The 18,288-nt window shown below is 65.0% G+C and carries 14 protein-coding genes and 1 tRNA gene; all 15 read right to left on the bottom strand.

What is annotated here, in order from left to right; all coding sequences use genetic code 11:
- Positions 1 to 22: 22 nt before the first annotated feature.
- Positions 23 to 718, bottom strand: coding sequence for a response regulator (locus ACIPRI_RS25680; protein ID WP_446624339.1), 696 nt, complete (start codon positions 716 to 718; stop codon positions 23 to 25).
- 20 nt (positions 719 to 738) lie between these two features.
- Entirely contained in the window at positions 739 to 3,018 is a 2,280-nt protein-coding gene (locus ACIPRI_RS25675) for an ATP-binding protein (protein WP_446624375.1), read from the bottom strand.
- Positions 3,019 to 3,080: 62 nt separating this feature from the next.
- Positions 3,081 to 3,653, bottom strand: a complete 573-nt coding sequence (locus ACIPRI_RS25670) for a DUF4390 domain-containing protein (protein ID WP_446624338.1) — start codon at positions 3,651 to 3,653, stop codon at positions 3,081 to 3,083.
- Positions 3,654 to 3,696: 43 nt separating this feature from the next.
- Complete coding sequence (rsmB, locus tag ACIPRI_RS25665; RefSeq protein WP_446624337.1) at positions 3,697 to 5,082, bottom strand: 16S rRNA (cytosine(967)-C(5))-methyltransferase RsmB; 1,386 nt, start codon at positions 5,080 to 5,082, stop codon at positions 3,697 to 3,699.
- 64 nt (positions 5,083 to 5,146) lie between these two features.
- Positions 5,147 to 5,752, bottom strand: coding sequence for a lema family protein (locus ACIPRI_RS25660; protein WP_446624336.1), 606 nt, complete (start codon positions 5,750 to 5,752; stop codon positions 5,147 to 5,149).
- A gap of 106 nt (positions 5,753 to 5,858) precedes the next feature.
- Complete coding sequence (gene rpoC / locus ACIPRI_RS25655; protein WP_446624335.1) at positions 5,859 to 10,109, bottom strand: DNA-directed RNA polymerase subunit beta'; 4,251 nt, start codon at positions 10,107 to 10,109, stop codon at positions 5,859 to 5,861.
- Between the two features lie 18 nt (positions 10,110 to 10,127).
- The gene (gene rpoB / locus ACIPRI_RS25650) at positions 10,128 to 14,252 is read right to left on the bottom strand and encodes a DNA-directed RNA polymerase subunit beta (protein ID WP_446624334.1); all 4,125 of its coding nucleotides are present in this window, start codon (positions 14,250 to 14,252) and stop codon (positions 10,128 to 10,130) included.
- A gap of 247 nt (positions 14,253 to 14,499) precedes the next feature.
- Positions 14,500 to 14,874 carry a 50S ribosomal protein L7/L12 gene (rplL, locus tag ACIPRI_RS25645; RefSeq protein WP_446624333.1) on the bottom strand — a complete coding sequence of 125 codons (375 nt, stop codon included), beginning with the start codon at positions 14,872 to 14,874 and terminating at the stop codon, positions 14,500 to 14,502.
- Between the two features lie 42 nt (positions 14,875 to 14,916).
- Complete coding sequence (gene rplJ / locus ACIPRI_RS25640) at positions 14,917 to 15,444, bottom strand: 50S ribosomal protein L10 (RefSeq protein ID WP_446624332.1); 528 nt, start codon at positions 15,442 to 15,444, stop codon at positions 14,917 to 14,919.
- A 256-nt stretch (positions 15,445 to 15,700) separates the two neighbouring features.
- Positions 15,701 to 16,399 carry a 50S ribosomal protein L1 gene (gene rplA / locus ACIPRI_RS25635; RefSeq protein ID WP_446624331.1) on the bottom strand — a complete coding sequence of 233 codons (699 nt, stop codon included), beginning with the start codon at positions 16,397 to 16,399 and terminating at the stop codon, positions 15,701 to 15,703.
- Positions 16,400 to 16,831 (bottom strand): 50S ribosomal protein L11, encoded by a 432-nt coding sequence (gene rplK / locus ACIPRI_RS25630; protein WP_119557817.1) that lies wholly within the window; start codon positions 16,829 to 16,831, stop codon positions 16,400 to 16,402.
- Positions 16,832 to 16,990: 159 nt separating this feature from the next.
- Positions 16,991 to 17,578 (bottom strand): transcription termination/antitermination protein NusG, encoded by a 588-nt coding sequence (nusG, locus tag ACIPRI_RS25625; RefSeq protein ID WP_446624330.1) that lies wholly within the window; start codon positions 17,576 to 17,578, stop codon positions 16,991 to 16,993.
- Positions 17,578 to 17,961 carry a preprotein translocase subunit SecE gene (gene secE / locus ACIPRI_RS25620; protein WP_446624329.1) on the bottom strand — a complete coding sequence of 128 codons (384 nt, stop codon included), beginning with the start codon at positions 17,959 to 17,961 and terminating at the stop codon, positions 17,578 to 17,580. Before secE ends, nusG begins: the two co-directional genes overlap by 1 nt.
- Positions 17,962 to 18,068: 107 nt before the next feature.
- A tRNA-Trp gene (locus tag ACIPRI_RS25615) sits at positions 18,069 to 18,144 on the bottom strand.
- A 13-nt stretch (positions 18,145 to 18,157) separates the two neighbouring features.
- The coding region (locus ACIPRI_RS25610) for an EF-Tu C-terminal domain-related protein (protein WP_446624325.1) at positions 18,158 to 18,288 on the bottom strand (131 nt) is incomplete at its 5' end.

The following is an 18,288-nucleotide window of genomic DNA, read 5'->3' as shown; positions in this document are numbered from 1 at the left end:
ACGGATCAGGTTGAGCCCACGATTATACAGCGCTTCTGCGCCCCCTCGAAAGATCGACGCCCAACTGCTTCAACTTTCTGTACAGGTGGGTGCGCTCCAGGCCGGTCTTCTCGGCCACGCGGGTCATGGAGCCGTTCTCCATGGCAAGGTGGAACTCGAAGTACGCCTTTTCGAAGCCATCGCGCGCGTCGCGCAGCGGACGGTCCAGGTCGAAGCTCTGGGTCGATTGCGGGCCCGGGTCGGGCAGGGGCGACATCGACGGCGCCGGAACCAGCGCGCTTTCGCCCGTGGTGGTGACCACCGGCGAAAAGGTATTGGTGGTGGGCACCACGGCCGCAGCGGCACGGCGTGCGCTTTCGCGCGCCAGCCCTTGCTCCACGGCCTTGAGCAGCTTTTGCATGGTGATCGGCTTCTCGAGGAAGGCGAAGGCACCGATGCGGGTGGCGTCGACCGCCGTGTCGATGGTGGCGTGTCCGCTCATCATGACGACCGGCATGGTCAGGAGGTTGGCGGTGGACCACTCCTTGAGCAGGGTGACGCCGTCGGTATCGGGCATCCAGATATCGAGCAGAACCAGATCGGGGCGCGCACGCTGGCGCGCGGCGCGTGCCTCGGCCGCGTTTTCGGCCAGTTCGACGTTGTGGCCCTCATCATTGAGAATTTCGAAGAGCAGGTCGCGGATGCCCAGCTCATCGTCGACCACGAGTATGTTTGCCATGAATGCTTATAGGTGCGCGCTCAGGCGACGGTATTTTCTTCGGAAGGCGGAATGAGAACGGCAGGCCGTTCCGGCGCCACCGCAAATGATAACGAGACTTGTGCTCCTACCACAGCCCCGTCTTGGACGCGATTGGAAAGTTCGATGCGGGCGCCGTGCTCATCCGCTATTTTCTTGACCACCGCAAGACCCAGGCCAGTGCCCTTGGATTTGGTGGTGACATAAGGCTCGAAGGCCCGCTTGAGGATGTTCTCGGCAAAGCCGGCGCCGCCGTCCTGCACCGTCAAGCGCGCCCGCTCGCCGGAATCCGACAGGCGTGTGCGCACCAGCACCGGGCTGGGCGGCACCTGCGGATGGGCCACGGCCGCCGCCTCGGTAGCGTCCTGCGCATTCTGCAACAGGTTGTGAATGACCTGGCGCAGCTGCTGGGCGTCGCCGCGGATGGGCTTGCAGCGCGGGTCGAGCTCGGCGCTCACCTTCACCGCATGGCCGCTTTCGTTGTCGTACAGGTGCAGCACGTCGGCCACCAGGCCATTGAGGTCGACGGGCTTCAGCTCAGCCGCCGGCAGCCGCGCATAGTCGCGGAACTCGTTGACCAGGCGCTTCATGGCGTCGACCTGGTCGACGATGGTCTTCACCGACTTGGCCAGCAACGCCTGCTCGACGCCGGCCAGCTTGCCGGACAGCTTGTGCTCCAGCCGCTCGGCCGACAGCTGGATCGGGGTGAGCGGATTCTTGATCTCGTGCGCCAGCCGGCGCGCCACCTCGCCCCAGGCTTGGGCCCGCTGGGCCGAAACGATCTCGGAGATGTCGTCGAACACCAGGAGGCGCGCCCGCCCGGGCAGCCCCGCACCGCGCGCCACGATGTTGACCGTGTCGTCGGCACCGCCGCCGCCCCCGCCGGGATGCAGCTCGAAGGCATGCTGCCAATGGTCCAGGCCGTGCTGCGCGTGCTCGACCTCGAACTCTGCAAACTGCTGATGCACGCTCTGACCGAAGGCCTCCAGCCCCGGCACCTCGGACAGCTTCTGTTCTTCGTAGGCCGCCAGCGGCGCACGCAGCACGCGGGTGGCGCCCGGGTTGGTCGAGATGATGGTGCCGGCCTCGTCCAGCACGATCACGCCCGATGTCAGGTTGTCCAGGATGGTCTGCAGGTTGGCGCGCGCCGCGTCCAGCTCGCCCACCGTCTTCTCGACGGCGCCGCGGGCATCGGCCAGCTGCTGCGTCATCATGGCAAAGGACCGGGTCAGGCCGCCCAGCTCATCCTTGCCGGGCAGCACGGCGGTGGGCCGCAGGTCGCCGCCGGCCACCTGGCGCACGCCGTCGGCCAGTACCAGCAGCGGCCTTGCCAGCTGGTTGCCGAACAGCACCGCCAGCAGCACGGCGCCGAACACCGCGAGAAACAGGCTCAGGGTCAGGGTGCCGATATACATGCGCAGCAGGCCGCCGCGCGCCAGGGCGCGCTCCTGGTATTCGCGGTTCGCCTCCTGCACCGCCAGGGCATTGGCGACCACCGCGGGCGGCAGCGGCACCGTGATCTGCAGGAAGCGCGTGTCGGAGCCCAAATCGAAGCCCGGCCTGCGCACCAGGGCCAGGGCGCGGACGCTGGCGGCCGGCGGACCGGTGCCGACCTGGGCGGTCTCGCTCTCGTCCAGGCCTTCGATGTGCGCCACCACACGCTCGCTGCGCGCCTGCCGCAGCTGCTGCGCCGTCGGGCGGGCCGGACTGAGCTGGAAGCGCGCGGTGCCGGTGCCCGCAATCAACTGGCCGCCGCCGGTCCACAGCACCACGTCGCTGGCGCCCATCTGCTCGCGCAGGCGCTCCAGCGTCAGGCCGGCGCTGGCGTCGGGCACGTTCTCGAGCTGGGCGCCGGCGGCGCGCGCCTTGTTGGACAGGTCCTGCGTCAGCGAATCGAGCGTGGCCCGGCCCAGGTTGAGGCCGGCGTCCAGCGCGCCTTCGACCTTGACGTCGAACCAGCTTTCGATGGAACGCGACACGAACTGGTAGGACACCACGTAAATCAGCACCCCCGGCACCACCCCCACCAGCGCGAAGATGGCGGCCAGCTTGATCAAAAGGCGGCTGCCGAACTTGCCCTGGCGCAGCCGCTGGATCAGCCGGAAGGCGACCCAACCGATCACCAGCATCAGGAGCACCGCCACCACCACGTTGATGCCGAACAGGCGCGCATAGTTGCGCTCGTACAGGGCCCGGTTGTTGGTGGCCTGGGCCAACAGGAACATCAGCACCAGGCCGATGGCGGTGACCAGCGCCGCGCCCACGCCGATGGCCCAGCGCATGGCCTTGGCGCGGCGCGCAGCCGGCGTCGCCGGCGCGCGGACGCGCCCGCGCGGGGGTTCAGTCACCTGCTTTTCTCCATGGGAAGCTTCACGCTGCGCTCGACGGCAATGTTCCAGTCGGATTGGCCGACCACACCAATCTGGAAGGGCCGGGGCAACTGGGAAGTATCCAACCTGAAGCGAAACACCACAGATTGCACGGGATCGTCGCCGATCTCCGAGACATCGCCCAGGCGCAAGCGGCCGATGCGCTTGACCGCGTCGAGCGCATCCTCGAGCGAATCGAAGTTCTGGACGACCGAGGCGCCGAAGCCGGCATTGGTGATCGGCACCGGCGACACGTTCAGGCGCCAGCGGCGCGTCAGCGGCTGGTAGGCCAGCCGCATGTGGCGCGCCACCTGGGCCACCCGGGTGTCGACCCAGTACCAGCGCTCGCGGTAGACCTCGGCCTCGGCCACGAAATAGACGGCAATGCCCTTCTCGAGCACCTCTTCCACCAGGGTCGGCAGATTGAACTGGACCATGGCGCTGAGGTAGATCCCGTCGTCGCCGCGCTCCAGCTTGAGCTGGGTGACCTCGGTGTTGGCGGCATCGGCAAGCGCCGGGGGCTGCCAGCAGGCCAGCCACAGCGCCAAGACGAGTGTCAGGTTCCAGGACAGCCAAGCCGGCCGGCGAGCCTCAGCCAGGGTGCTTTTCCAGCAGGGCGTAGAAGAAACCGTCGTGCTCACCCAAGGGATTGTCCGGGAGCCCACCGGCAATCCGCCCGCTTTGCGGCAGCAAATGACCCGGGGAAGGCAGCAAACGGGCATCGGTGTTGTGTGCAAGAAACGCATCAATCTGGTGCGCTCCCTCGTCCCGGAAAACGGAGCAGGTGCAATAGAGAAGGCGGCCGCCTGCTTTGACCAGTGGCCAGAGCGCTGCCAGCAGGGTGGCTTGCTGCACCGCCAGCTGTTCCACATCGCTTTCGCGCCGCAGCCAACGCACGTCCGGATGGCGGCGCACGATGCCCGAGGCGGTGCAAGGCGCGTCCAGCAGGATGGCGTCGAAGGGCTGGCCGTCCCACCACTGCGACGGGCGCGAGGCGTCGGCCACGATCACCTGTGCCGCCAGGCCCAGGCGCGCCAAGGTCTCGTCGATGCGGCGGCTGCGCGCGGCATCGACCTCCAGGGCGGTCACCTCGATCGGCTGCTGGCCGGCATGTTCCAGCAAATGCGCGGTCTTGCCGCCAGGGGCGGCGCAGGCGTCGAGCACCCGCAGCGGGCCAACGCCGGCCGCGGGCGCGGCCAGGCCGTCGAGCAGCAGCGGGGCCGCCAATTGGGCGGCAGCATCCTGCACCGAGAAGTCGCCGGTGTCGAAGCCGGGCAGCTGGCGCACTGGGCGGGCGCGTTCCAGTTGCACGCCACTGGCACCCACCGCAACCGCCGGATGGCCGGCCAGCTCGAGGGCTTGCAGGTATTCGCCCACGCTCGTCCTGCGCCGATTGACGCGCAAGGTCATCGGGGCCTGCGCGTTGTCGGCCGTCAGCACCTTCTGCCAGGCGCGCGGATGGTCGTGCTTGAGCCGCTCGATCCACCAGCGCGGATGGTTCCACTGGGACACGGGCTCGCGCTCGGTGGCTGCCACCAGCGCCTCGCGCTCACGCAAGAAGCGGCGCAGGCAGGCATTGATGAAGCTGGCCTGGGCCCGCATGCCGCCGTCGCGCTTGGCGGCCTCCACTGCCTGGTCGACCAGGGTGAAGGGCTCATAAGGCGCGATTTCCGGCTGCCAGGCCAGGGCCAGGGCACTGCAAAGCAGGGCATCGGCCGCCGGCGGCGGTGTGCGGCGCGCCAACTGGCGGCGCAATGCCTCGGCACGGCCCAGCCAGCGCAGCACCTGGAAACCAAGGGCCTGCACGCCCGGCCGCAGCACCGGATCGACCGCGTCGAAGGCAACGGCGCCGGATGTGCCGGCGCGCACCGCGGCCAGCACGGCGGCGCACTGCTGCAACTGGCGCCACAGCGGCGGCTGCTCATGCGGGACCGTGTCGGAATTCGGGGGGGAATGGTGATCGGAAGAAGAGGCCAACTTGAAGGCGATGGTAAGGCTGATAGGGCCAGCCTCTCGCCGGGCTGGCCGCGGGAAAAAAAAGTCAGACGAGCGCGGAGGCCCGACGCAAGCGGAATGCCCAGGCCACGATCAGCGCTGGGAACTGGCCGATCGCATGGTTGTATGCAAGCACCGCCTGGTTGAACTGGCCGCGCGCGATTTCCGCGGCGGCCGAGGGTTCGGGCCAGGCAAATTGCGAGGCGGCCGGCAGCGCCGGCACTGGCGCCTCGCCCGGCAAAGGCGCAGGCATCGACAGCGTGCCTTCGGCATCGAAACTCAGCACCTCGCCGGGATAGACGCGCTCCCAGGCGTTGAGCATGACATGCAAGGCCGTGCCCAGCGCGGCAATGCGCGAGGGCTCCAGCGGACGCAGCCGGGTCACGGCCAGCATGGCCGACAGCTGCGCCACCGAGGACAGCAGCGAGCTCTCGGCCGCGGCATCGCGCCTGGCAACGCCGCTGATGGCCAGCGCGCGCGTGCTGCGCGCCTGCACGTAGTCGAGCTGCTTGCCCAGCGCCGCATCGAGCGCGGCATAGGCGACGAGGGCCGCAGAGCGCAGCCGTACCAGGCGGTTGTGCGCGCCGACAAACCAGAACAGCAGCAGCGCGCCGCCGATCCACCAGGAGATCGATTCGGGCAAGGTGCTCATCTAACTGCACCCTCCTCGGCGGCGCCGGAAACAAAAAGCGCCCCCCGGCCGCGGGCGGCAGGGGGGCGCATGGGGCCGGTCATGGGCCGCAACGAAGCGTGCGCCCTTACTCGGTCGCCGCGCCTTCGCTGGCGTCCGCCGTGCTGGCGCCGTCACCGGCGTCATCGGTGGTGGCGGATGCCATGGCGCCCAATTCGGCGGCTTCGGCGTCGGCGATGGCGCGGCGCTCGGCCTCGTCCATCAGGTCCTTGGCCTTGCGTGCCTGGTGGTAAGCCATGCCGGTGCCCGCGGGGATCAGGCGGCCGACGATGACGTTTTCCTTCAGGCCGCGCAGCTCGTCGCGCTTGCCCATGATCGCCGCTTCGGTCAGCACGCGCGTGGTTTCCTGGAAGGAAGCCGCGGAGATGAACGAGTCGGTCGACAGCGAGGCCTTGGTGATGCCCAGCAGCAGGTTGGTGAAGGTCGCGGGGATCTTGTCGTCCTTGCGCAGGGCGTCGTTGGTGTTGAGCATCTCCGAACGCTCGACCTGCTCGCCGACGATGTAGTTCGACTCGCCGGCGCTTTCGACCACGACGCGGCGCAGCATCTGGCGAACGATCACCTCGATGTGCTTGTCGTTGATCTTCACGCCCTGCAAGCGGTACACGTCCTGCACTTCATCGACGATGTAGCGCGCGAGTTCTTCCGAGCCCAAGAGGCGCAGGATGTCCTGCGGATCGGCCGGGCCGTCGACCACGGTTTCGCCCTTGTTCACCACCTGGCCTTCGTGCACCAGGATGTTCTTTTCCTTGGGCACGAGGTCTTCCCAGACCTTGCCTTCGGGATCGGTGATCTGCAGGCGGATCTTGCCCTTGGTCTCCTTGCCGAAGGACACGGTACCGGTCATTTCGGCCAGCATGCCCTTGTCCTTGGGCGAACGGGCTTCGAAGAGCTCGGCCACACGCGGCAGACCGCCGGTGATGTCTCGCGTCTTCTGGCCTTCGACCGGGATGCGGGCCAGCACTTCGCCGGGGCCCACGTCCTGACCGTCGCGGATCTGGACCAGCGCACCGATCGGGAAGCCGATCGTCACCGAGTGATCGGTGCCGGGGATCTTCACTTCGTTGCCCGAAGCGTCGATCAGCTTCACTTGCGGACGCACGACCTTGGTCGCGCCGCGGCGCTTCGGATCGATCACGACCAGGGTCGACAGGCCGGTGACTTCGTCCACCTGCTTGGCAACCGTGAGGCCTTCCTCGACGTTCTCGAACAGGGTCTTGCCGGCGAACTCGGTGATGATGGGGCGGGTCAGCGGATCCCAGTTGGCCAGGATCTGGCCAGCCTTGATCTGCTGGTCGGCCTTCACCGTCAGCGTCGCGCCGTAAGGCACCTTGTGGCGCTCGCGCTCGCGGCCGTGCTCGTCATGAATGACGATCTCGCCCGAACGCGCGATCACCACCAGCTCGCCCTTGGAGTTGGTCACGTAGCGCATGGTGGCGTTGAAGCCGATCACGCCGTTGCTCTTGGCTTCAACGCTCGAGGCGATGGCCGCACGCGACGCCGCACCCCCGATGTGGAAGGTACGCATGGTCAGCTGCGTGCCGGGCTCGCCGATCGACTGGGCGGCGATCACACCGACGGCTTCGCCGATGTTGATCAGGCCACCGCGGCCGAGGTCGCGGCCATAGCACTTGGCGCAGATGCCGTAGCGCGTCTCGCAGGTCAGCGCGGTGCGCACGCGTACCTCGTCGACGCCTTGCGCTTCGAGTTCTTCGATGTTGTCTTCGTCGAACATCTCGCCGGCCTTGAGCAGCACCGAGCGGTTTTCCGGGTGCAGCACGTCGTCGGCCGCGGTACGCCCCAGGATACGGTCGCGCAGCGACTCGATCACTTCGCCGCCTTCGACGATCGCTCGCATCAAGTAGCCGCCGTGCGTGCCGCAATCCTGCTCGGTCACGACCAGATCCTGCGTCACGTCGACCAGACGGCGCGTCAGGTAACCCGAGTTCGCGGTCTTCAGCGCCGTGTCGGCCAGACCCTTACGGGCACCGTGGGTGGAGATGAAGTACTCCAGCACGTTCAGACCTTCGCGGAAGTTCGCGGTAATCGGCGTCTCGATGATCGAGCCGTCCGGCTTGGCCATCAGGCCCCGCATGCCGGCCACCTGGCGGATCTGCGCGGCGGAACCGCGGGCGCCCGAGTCGGCCATCATGTAGATGGAGTTGAAGGACTCCTGCTCCACTTCCTTGCCGTGGCGGTCGATGACCTTCTGCTTGGACAGCTTGGCCATCATCACCTTGGACACGGCGTCGCCCGCCTTGCCCCAGATGTCCACCACCTTGTTGTAGCGTTCGCCGGACGTCACCAGGCCGGAGACGTACTGCTGCTCGATCTCCTTCACTTCCTTGGAAGCGGCGTCGATGATCTGGTGCTTCTCGGCCGGCACCAGCATGTCGTCGATGGCGATCGAGATGCCGGCCTTGGTGGCCAGGCGGAAGCCGTTTTGCAGCAGCTTGTCGGCGAACACCACCGTTTCCTTCAGGCCGCACTTGCGGAAGGACGCGTTGATGAGCTTGGAGATTTCCTTCTTCTTCAGCGCCTTGTTGATGTTCGAGAAGGCCAGGCCCTTGGGCAGGATCTCGGACAGCAGGGCGCGGCCGACGGTGGTGTCCACGAGCGAGGTCGAGGGCTCGAATTCGCCCGTTTCCTTGTTCTTGTTCCACTCGGTGATGCGCACGGCGACCTTCGAGGTCAACTCGACCACGCTGGCGTCCAGCGCGCGCTGCACTTCACCGATGTCGGAGAAGATCAGGCCTTCGCCCTTGCCGTTGATGCGGTCACGGGTCGTGTAGTACAGGCCCAGCACCACGTCCTGCGAAGGAACGATGGAAGGCTCGCCCGAGGCCGGGAACAGCACGTTGTTGGAGGCCAGCATCAGCGTGCGGGCTTCCATCTGCGCTTCCACCGACAGCGGCACGTGAACAGCCATCTGGTCGCCGTCGAAGTCGGCGTTGAAGGCCGCGCAAACCAGCGGGTGCAGCTGGATCGCCTTGCCTTCGATCAGGATCGGCTCGAAGGCCTGGATGCCCAGGCGGTGCAGCGTCGGTGCACGGTTCAGCATCACCGGGTGTTCCTTGATCACTTCCTCAAGGATGTCCCACACCACCGGCGTGCCGGATTCGACTTCCTTCTTCGCCGCCTTGATGGTGGTGGCGATGCCCATGGCTTCCAGGCGCGAGAAGATGAAGGGCTTGAACAGCTCGAGCGCCATCAGCTTGGGCAGGCCGCATTGATGCAGCTTGAGCGTCGGGCCGACCACGATGACCGAACGGCCCGAGTAGTCGACGCGCTTGCCCAGCAGGTTCTGGCGGAAGCGGCCGCTCTTGCCCTTGATCATGTCGGCCAGCGACTTCAGCGCGCGCTTGTTGGCGCCCGTCATGGCCTTGCCACGGCGGCCGTTGTCCAGCAGCGAGTCGACCGCCTCTTGCAGCATCCGCTTTTCATTGCGCGCGATGATTTCCGGAGCCTTCAGCTCCAGCAGGCGGCGCAGGCGCGAGTTGCGGTTGATGACGCGCCGGTACAGGTCGTTCAGGTCGGAGGTCGCGAAGCGGCCGCCGTCCAGCGGCACCAGCGGACGCAGGTCCGGCGGCAGCACGGGCAACACGTCCAGCACCATCCAGTTGGGCTTGATGCCCGACTTGCGGAAGGCCTCCAGCACCTTCAGGCGCTTGGAGTTCTTCTTGACCTTGACTTCGGAGCCGGTCAGGTCGCCGCGCAGCTTCTCGATCTCGGTGTCGAGCTCGATGCCTTCCAGCAGATCCTTGATGCCTTCAGCGCCCATCTTGGCGATGAACTCGTCGCCGTATTCCTTGCGCTTGGCGTCGAAATCGTCCTCGGACATGATGCTGAACTTCTTCAGCGGGGTCATGCCGGGGTCGGTGACGACGTAGGCTTCGAAGTACAGCACGCGCTCGATGTCGCGCAGCGTCATGTCGAGCACCAGGCCCAGACGCGACGGCAGCGACTTCAGGAACCAGATGTGGGCGCAGGGCGCGGCCAGGTCGATGTGGCCCATGCGCTCGCGGCGCACCTTGGTCTGCGTGACTTCAACGCCGCACTTCTCGCAGATCACGCCGCGGTGCTTCAGGCGCTTGTACTTGCCGCACAGGCACTCGTAGTCCTTGATGGGGCCGAAGATCTTGGCGCAGAACAGGCCGTCGCGTTCGGGCTTGAAGGTGCGATAGTTGATCGTCTCGGGCTTCTTCACTTCGCCGAAAGACCACGAACGGATCTTCTCGGGCGAAGCCATGCCGATCTTGATGGCATCGAAATGCTCATCCGGCGTGAATTGCTTGAACAGGTCGAGTAGTGACTTCATAGAACCTATCCCCTTGAATTAAGAACGTTCCAATTCGATGTCCAGGCCCAGGGAACGAATTTCCTTGACCAGCACATTGAACGATTCCGGCATGCCGGCTTCGATGGCGTGTTCGCCCTTGACGATCGACTCGTACACCTTGGTACGGCCCTGAACGTCGTCGGACTTCACGGTCAGCATTTCCTGCAGCACGTAGGCAGCGCCGTAGGCTTCCAGCGCCCACACTTCCATTTCACCGAAGCGCTGGCCGCCGAACTGCGCCTTGCCGCCCAGCGGCTGCTGGGTCACGAGCGAGTACGGTCCGGTCGAGCGGGCGTGCATCTTGTCGTCCACCAGGTGGTGCAGCTTCAGGAAGTGCATGTAGCCGACGGTGACGGGGCGCTCGAACTGCTCGCCGGTGCGGCCGTCGAACAGGTAGGCCTGGGTACGCGTGTCGGTCAAGCCCTTGAGCTTGGCGATGTCGTCCGGGAAGGCCAGCTTCAGCATGGCGCGGATTTCGTCTTCCGAGGCACCATCGAACACGGGCGTTGCGAAGGGCACGCCGGTCGACAGGTTGTGCGCCATCTCGACGATCTCGGTGTCGCTGAACTTCGTCAGGTCTTCCTTGCGGCCGGTGCTGTTGTAGAACTCGTCGAAGAACTTGCGCAGCTCGGCCGCCTTGGCCTCTTGCTGCAGCATGTCGCCGATGCGCTGGCCGATGCCCTTGCCGGCCCAGCCCAGGTGCACTTCCAGAACCTGGCCCACGTTCATCCGCGAGGGCACGCCCAGCGGGTTCAGGCAGATGTCGCACGGCGTGCCGTCGGCCATGTGGGGCATGTCTTCGACCGGAACGATCTTGGACACCACACCCTTGTTGCCGTGGCGGCCGGCCATCTTGTCGCCGGGCTGCAGGCGGCGCTTGACGGCCAGGTAGACCTTGACCATCTTGAGCACGCCCGCGGGCAGCTCGTCGCCTTGCGTGAGCTTCTTGCGCTTTTCTTCGAAAGCCAGGTCGAAGCTGTGGCGGGTCTGCTCCAGCGAGTTCTTGATCGACTCGAGCTGCGAAGCCACTTCGTCTTCCGCCGGGCGGATGTCGAACCAGTGGAACTTCTCGATCGAGCTGAGGTAGGCCTTGTCCAGCTTGGTGCCCTTGGCCAGCTTGTTCGGGCCGCCGTTGGCGACCTTGCCGGTCAGCAGCTTCTCGATACGGTCGAAGGCGTCGGCCTCGACGATGCGCAGCTGGTCGTTCAGGTCCAGGCGGAAGCGCTTCAGCTCGTCATCGATGATCTGCTGGGCGCGCTTGTCGCGCTGGATGCCTTCGCGGGTGAACACCTGCACGTCGATCACGGTGCCTTGCGAGCCCTGGTCGACACGCAGCGAGGTGTCCTTCACGTCGGAAGCCTTCTCGCCGAAGATGGCGCGCAGCAGCTTCTCTTCAGGCGTCAGCGTGGTCTCGCCCTTCGGCGTGACCTTGCCCACCAGCGTGTCGCCGGGCTGCACTTCGGCGCCGACGTAGATGATGCCGGACTCGTCCAGGCGGTTGAGCTGCTGCTCGGCCAGGTTCGGGATGTCGCGGGTGATTTCTTCGGCGCCCAGCTTGGTGTCGCGCGCCATCACCACCAGCTCCTCGATGTGGATCGAGGTGTAGCGGTCGTCGGCCACCACGCGTTCGGAGATCAGGATCGAGTCTTCGAAGTTGTAGCCGTTCCAGGGCATGAAGCCGATCAGCATGTTCTGGCCCAGGGCGAGTTCGCCCAGGTCGGTCGATGCGCCGTCGGCCACCACGTCACCCTTGGCGATCTTGTCGCCGCGCTTGACGATCGGACGCTGGTGGATGTTGGTGTTCTGGTTGGAACGCTGATACTTGATCAGGTTGTAGATGTCCACGCCCACTTCGCCGGCTTGCGCTTCGGCGTCGTTCACGCGCACCACGATGCGGGTGGCATCGACATAGTCGACCACGCCGCCGCGCGTGGCGGTGACCACGGTGCCCGAGTCGACAGCCGAGACGCGCTCGATGCCGGTACCGACGAAAGGCTTTTCCGGACGCAGCACCGGCACAGCCTGGCGCTGCATGTTGGCGCCCATCAGCGCGCGGTTGGCGTCGTCGTGCTCCAGGAAGGGCACCAGCGAGGCAGCCACCGACACGATCTGCGCGGGCGACACGTCCATGTACTGGATGCGCTCGGCACCCACCAGGATCGATTCGCCCTTTTCGCGTGCCGACACCAGATCGCCGGTCAGGCGGCCGTCCTTGTCCAGAGCCGCATTGGCCTGCGCGATGACGTACTTGCCTTCTTCGATGGCCGACAGGTAGTCGATGTCCATCGTGACCTTGCTGTCGACCACGCGGCGGTACGGCGTCTCGATGAAGCCGTATTCGTTCAGGCGGGCGTACAGGGCCAGCGAGTTGATCAGACCGATGTTCGGGCCTTCAGGCGTTTCGATCGGGCAGACGCGGCCGTAGTGGGTCACGTGCACGTCACGCACTTCGAAGCCGGCGCGCTCGCGCGTCAGACCACCCGGGCCAAGAGCCGACACGCGGCGCTTGTGGGTGATTTCCGAAAGCGGGTTGGTCTGGTCCATGAACTGCGACAGCTGCGAGGCACCGAAGAATTCCTTCAGTGCAGCCGAGATCGGCTTGCTGTTGATCAGGTCATGCGGCATCAGCGGCTCTTGCTCGGCCTGGCCCAGACGCTCCTTCACGGCCTTCTCGATACGAGCCAGGCCGGTGCGGTACTGGTTCTCGGCCAGTTCGCCGACGCAACGCACGCGGCGGTTGCCCAGGTGGTCGATGTCGTCGACTTCACCGCGGCCATTGCGCAGGTCAACCAGGATCTTGACCACGGCGAGGATGTCCTCGTTGGTCAGCACCATCGGGCCGGTCGCTTCGTCGCGGCCAACCTTGGCGTTGAACTTCATGCGGCCGACGCGCGACAGGTCGTAGGTATCCGGGTTGTAGAACAGGCGCTGGAACAGGGCCTGCACCGCGTCTTCCGTCGGCGGCTCGCCGGGGCGCATCATGCGGTAGATGGCCACGCGGGCGGCGAACTCGTCCACCGTTTCGTCGATGCGCAGAGTCTGCGAGATGTAGGCGCCCTGGTCCAGCTCATTCGTGTAGATGCACTGGATGTCGAGCACGCCGGCGGCGCGCAGCTTCTTGAGGAGGGCCTCGGTCAGCTCGTCGTTGGCCTTGGCCAGGATCTCGCCCGAATCCGGGTCGACGATGTTGCGGGCCAGCACGCGGCCGACCAGGAAGTCTTCCGGCACGCTGATGTGCGTGGTGCCCGACTGCTCCAGGTCGCGGGTGTGGCGCGCGGTGACGCGCTTGTCCTTGGCCACGACCACCTTGCCCGACTTGTCGGTGATGTCGAAGCGCGCGACTTCGCCGCGCAGGCGCTCGGAGACCAGCTCCATCTGCGCGCCGCTGTCCATCAGGCGGAAGTTGTCGTTGACGAAGAAGTTCGCCAGGATCGATTCCGGGTTCAGGCCGATGGCCTTCAGCAGGATCGTGACCGGCATCTTGCGGCGGCGGTCGACGCGGAAGTACAGCATGTCCTTCGGGTCGAACTCGAAGTCCAGCCAGGAGCCGCGGTAGGGGATCACTCGAGCGGAGAACAACAGCTTCCCGGAGCTGTGGGTCTTGCCCTTGTCGTGCTCGAAGAACACGCCCGGCGAGCGGTGCAGCTGCGAGACGATCACGCGCTCGGTGCCGTTGATGATGAAGGAGCCCTTGTCCGTCATGAGCGGCACTTCGCCCATGTAGACCTCTTGTTCCTTCACTTCCTTGACCACCTTGGACTGCGGCGTCGAGGACTCGCGGTCATAGATGATCAGCTGCACCTTGGCGCGCACGGCCGAGGCGAAGGTGAGGCCACGGGTCTGGCACTCGCGCACATCGAAGGCCGGCTTGGCCAGGTTGTACTCGAGGAACTTCATTTCCACGAAGCCGTTGTGCGAGACGATCGGGAAGGCGGCATCGAAGGCGGCCTGCAGACCTTCTACGGTGCGTTTTTTCGGCGCAACGCCTGCTTGCAGGAACGCGGTGTACGCGTCTTTCTGCATCTGCAGCAGGTAGGGGATTTCAACAACGCTGTCGCGGCTGCCGAAACTTTTTCGGATGCGCTTGCGTTCGGTGTAACTGTACGTGGACGTTTGGGCCATGAGAGCTCCGGGCTTGATGTCTAGCGCGACTTGTCATCAGCGCTTGCGCGCTGCTTGGCGGCTGGCCACTACCAGCCGATGGCGGACGGCGACGCATTGCACGTCGCCCGAACCAAGGGGTCTTCTGCAGTCGGGATCAGAAGACACTCAAAAACCGCAAAACTTCTGCGGCTTTTGGGTGCGCTCTGAAAGCGGCAAAGGCTGGAGGGCTTTTACAAGCACCTCCAGCCCTATCGGACGAGTTGAATTACTTCAACTCAACCTTCGCGCCGGCATCTTCCAGCTTCTTCTTGGCGGCTTCAGCGTCAGCCTTCGACAGGCCTTCCTTGACGGCCTTGGGAGCGGCTTCCACCAGGTCCTTGGCTTCCTTCAGGCCCAGGCCCGTGATTTCACGGACGGCCTTGATGGCGCCGACCTTGTTCGCGCCAGCTTCCATCAGCATGACGTTGAATTCGGTCTTCTCTTCGACCACAGCGGCAGCGGCGCCACCGGCGGCGGCCGGAGCGGACATGGCTGCGGCGCTCACGCCAAACTTCTCTTCGATGGCCTTGACCAGGTCGTTGAGTTCCATGACCGTCATGCTGTCCAGCGCGGTCAAAAATGCGTCTTTATCGAATGCCATTTTGGATTCCTAACAATTGGGATGAATTTCGTAATCTCAAGCTCAAGCGGCTTGATCGGCCGGAGCCGCTTCTTGTGCTTCGCCGCCACCACGCTTTTCCGCGAGTGCCGCGAGAACGCGGGCGGTGCGGGAAATGGGGGACTGCATCAAGCCCAGCAGCTGTGCCAGCAGAACTTCCTTAGTAGGAATGTTGGCCAGTTGCTTCACGCCGTCGACGTCCAGGGCCTTGCCACCGAAGGCGCCGCCGCGAATGACCAGCTTGTCGTTGGTCTTCGCGAAATCGGCCACCACCTTGGCGGCGGCCACAGCATCTTCGGAGAAGCCGTAGATCAGCGGGCCGGTCATCTGGTCGCCGATGACTTCGAATGCGCTACCAGCCACGGCACGGCGGGCCAGGGTGTTCTTCAGAACACTCAGGCTCACACCCTTGGCACGGGCATCGTTGCGCAGACGGGTCATGTCGGCCACCGTGATGCCACGGTATTCCGCCATCACGAGCGTTTGAGCTTTTGCGGCGAGGCTGGTCACTTCGGAAATGACCGCTTCTTTCTCACTGCGATTCAGACTCAAGGTCTACTCCTTTAAAAGCGCTCTTCGGCTTTGAGGCCTCGAGAGCGCGCTTCATGCAGCGACCAACTGTTTCGAAATCCAAAAGAGATCTCTTGCAGTGGGGTCGCCATCTGCGCTGGCCACCTTTCGGTGATTAAGTGCAGCGATGAGGCTGCACGCCAGCGGTCTTGGATGGCCCGTCGCGCATTGCTTGCCGCGACGACCCACCACATCACCGCCCCTCAGCTTGCGGCCGAGGTGCGGTGCATTCTTTGCATCAGGCCTGGGCAATCGACTGGATGTCGACGCGCACGCCCACACCCATCGTCGACGACACCGCCACCTTGCGCAGGAACACGCCCTTGCTCGATGCCGGCTTGGCCTTGACCAGCGCTTCGATCAGAGCGGCCAGGTTGCCTTGCAGCTTGTCGGTGTCGAACGAGCGACGGCCGATCGTGCCGTGGATGATGCCGGCCTTGTCGACGCGGAACTGGACCTGGCCAGCCTTGGCGTTCTTGACGGCGGTGGCCACGTCCGGGGTCACGGTGCCGACCTTCGGGTTCGGCATCAGGCCGCGCGGGCCCAGGATCTGACCCAGGGTACCGACGACGCGCATGGCGTCGGGGGCGGCGATCACGATGTCGAAGGGCATGTCGCCCGCCTTGACCATGGCAGCCAGGTCGTCCATGCCGACGATGTCGGCGCCGGCAGCCTTGGCTTCCTCGGCCTTGGCGCCTTGGGCGAACACGGCGACGCGCTTGGTCTTGCCGGTGCCGTTGGGCAGCACGACGGCGCCACGCACGACCTGGTCGGACTTCTTGGCGTCGATGCCCAGCTGCACGGCCACGTCGATGGATTCATCGAACTTGGCGGTGGCGGCTTCCTTGACGATGCCGATGGCGTCGGTCAGCGGGTACAGCTTGTTGCTGTCGACCTTGCCGACCTGGGCCTTTTGCTTCTTGGTGATCTTGGCCATTTACACGCCCTCCACATTCACGCCCATCGAGCGGGCCGAGCCGGCGATGGTGCGAACCGCGGCGTCCAGATCGGCAGCGGTCAGGTCCTTCATCTTGGTCTTGGCGATCTCTTCGAGCTGGGCGCGCGTGATCTTGCCGACCTTGTCGGTGTGCGGACGGGCCGAGCCCTTGTCCAGCTTGATGGCCTTCTTGATCAAGGTGATCGCCGGCGGCGTCTTGATGATGAAGGTGAAGCTCTTGTCAGCGAACGCGGTGATGACCACCGGCAGCGGCAGACCGGGCTCGACGCCCTGGGTCTGCGCGTTGAACGCCTTGCAGAACTCCATGATGTTCAGACCGCGCTGACCCAGTGCTGGGCCGATCGGCGGGGACGGGTTGGCCTTACCAGCTGGCACTTGCAGCTTGATGAAGCCGACGATTTTTTTCGCCATGACTTACTCCTTGCGGGTGATAGCGCCACGAACGATGCCGTGGCTCCCCGGGGTTGAACGACTCTTCTTCTGTCAAGGCCGCGCGCGAGTCGGACAACGCGCAGCCCACTTAATCAGTTGAGGACAGAGCACGCTTCGCGTGGTCTGTCCCGCAATGCCTCAGGTTTTCTCGACCTGAGCGAACTCGAGTTCGACCGGGGTGGCGCGACCGAAGATCATCACGGACACGCGCACCTTGTTCTTCTCGTAATTGACTTCCTCGACGGTGCCGTTGAAGTCGGTGAACGGGCCTTCCTTGACGCGCACGAATTCGCCGACGACAAACTCCACCTTGTGGCGGGGCTTCTCGGTGCCCTGCTGCATCTGGCTGACGATGTCCTCGACTTCCTTTTGCGAGATCGGGGCCGGGCGGTTCTTGGCACCACCGACGAAGCCGGTCACCTTGTTGGTGTGCTTCACCAGGTGCCAGCTCTCATCGTCCATGATCATCTCGACCAGCACGTAGCCCGGGAAGAAGCGGCGCTCCGTGGTGCGCTTCTGGCCATTCTTGATCTCGACCACTTCCTCGGTCGGGACCAGGATGCGGCCGAACTTGTCCTGCATGCCGGCGCGGTTGATGCGCTCGATGATGTTGCGTTCCACGGCCTTTTCCATGCCCGAATAGGCATGCACCACGTACCAGCGAAGGTCGGGGTTGGCGGCGGGCGCCAGGATCGGCGATGTTGTCGTTTCAACCGCGTCGGTCATTATTTTCTCCAGCCCAGGATGAGGTCAAAAAACACCCATTCCAGCGTTTTGTCGGTGAGCCAGAGGAAGATGGACATGATGACGACGAAGGCGAACACGTAGCCCGTCATCTGCATGGCTTCCTTGCGGGTTGGCCACACGACCTTCTTGACCTCGCGCCACGAATCGCGCCCAAAGGCCAGCAGCTGGCGGCCATGCTCGGACGCGGCAAAAGCGCCAACAGCCGCAGCCAGGCCGACCAGCAGCGCAATCCACTGCACCACGCCACCATGGCGCGACAGCAAGTAGAACGCCACGATGGCGCCCACCGCCAGCACGACAGCCGCGGCCAGCTTGGCCTTGTCTGCAGTGGTGCTCACGGTTTCGATTTGAGTAGAAGCCATCTTGGGCAAATATTCCTGCGGCCTGTTCGGCCTTCAATTCCATGCGCCTTCTTCAGACGCCGAAGCCCGTCACGCGTGACGGGCTCGTTTTTGGGGCCACCCTCAGGTGGCAGGGGCAGTAGGAATCGAACCTACAACCTTCGGTTTTGGAGACCGACGCTCTGCCAATTGAGCTATACCCCTTCGATCCCTTGACTTAAGCGAGGATCTTGGCCACGACGCCCGAACCCACGGTGCGGCCACCTTCGCGGATGGCGAAGCGCAGGCCCTCTTCCATGGCGATCGGAGCGATCAGCTTGACGGTGATCGACACGTTGTCGCCCGGCA

It is taken from the genome of Variovorax sp. LARHSF232 (assembly GCF_052871435.1).
The sequence above is the reverse complement of the archived record's forward strand: the minus strand, read 5'-3'. Positions and strand labels throughout refer to the sequence as shown.

What these genes read in the sequence shown, in the direction of transcription:
- ACIPRI_RS25680 (WP_446624339.1), bottom strand. Translation starts at nt 718, where the DNA reads ATGGCAAACATACTCGTGGTCGACGATGAGCTGGGCATCCGCGACCTG.
- ACIPRI_RS25675 (WP_446624375.1), bottom strand. Translation starts at nt 3,018, where the DNA reads ATGCGCTGGGCCATCGGCGTGGGCGCGGCGCTGGTCACCGCCATCGGC.
- ACIPRI_RS25660 (WP_446624336.1), bottom strand. Translation starts at nt 5,752, where the DNA reads ATGAGCACCTTGCCCGAATCGATCTCCTGGTGGATCGGCGGCGCGCTG.
- rpoC (WP_446624335.1), bottom strand. Translation starts at nt 10,109, where the DNA reads ATGAAGTCACTACTCGACCTGTTCAAGCAATTCACGCCGGATGAGCAT.
- rpoB (WP_446624334.1), bottom strand. Translation starts at nt 14,252, where the DNA reads ATGGCCCAAACGTCCACGTACAGTTACACCGAACGCAAGCGCATCCGA.
- rplL (WP_446624333.1), bottom strand. Translation starts at nt 14,874, where the DNA reads ATGGCATTCGATAAAGACGCATTTTTGACCGCGCTGGACAGCATGACG.
- rplA (WP_446624331.1), bottom strand. Translation starts at nt 16,399, where the DNA reads ATGGCCAAGATCACCAAGAAGCAAAAGGCCCAGGTCGGCAAGGTCGAC.
- rplK (WP_119557817.1), bottom strand. Translation starts at nt 16,831, where the DNA reads ATGGCGAAAAAAATCGTCGGCTTCATCAAGCTGCAAGTGCCAGCTGGT.
- nusG (WP_446624330.1), bottom strand. Translation starts at nt 17,578, where the DNA reads ATGACCGACGCGGTTGAAACGACAACATCGCCGATCCTGGCGCCCGCC.
- secE (WP_446624329.1), bottom strand. Translation starts at nt 17,961, where the DNA reads ATGGCTTCTACTCAAATCGAAACCGTGAGCACCACTGCAGACAAGGCC.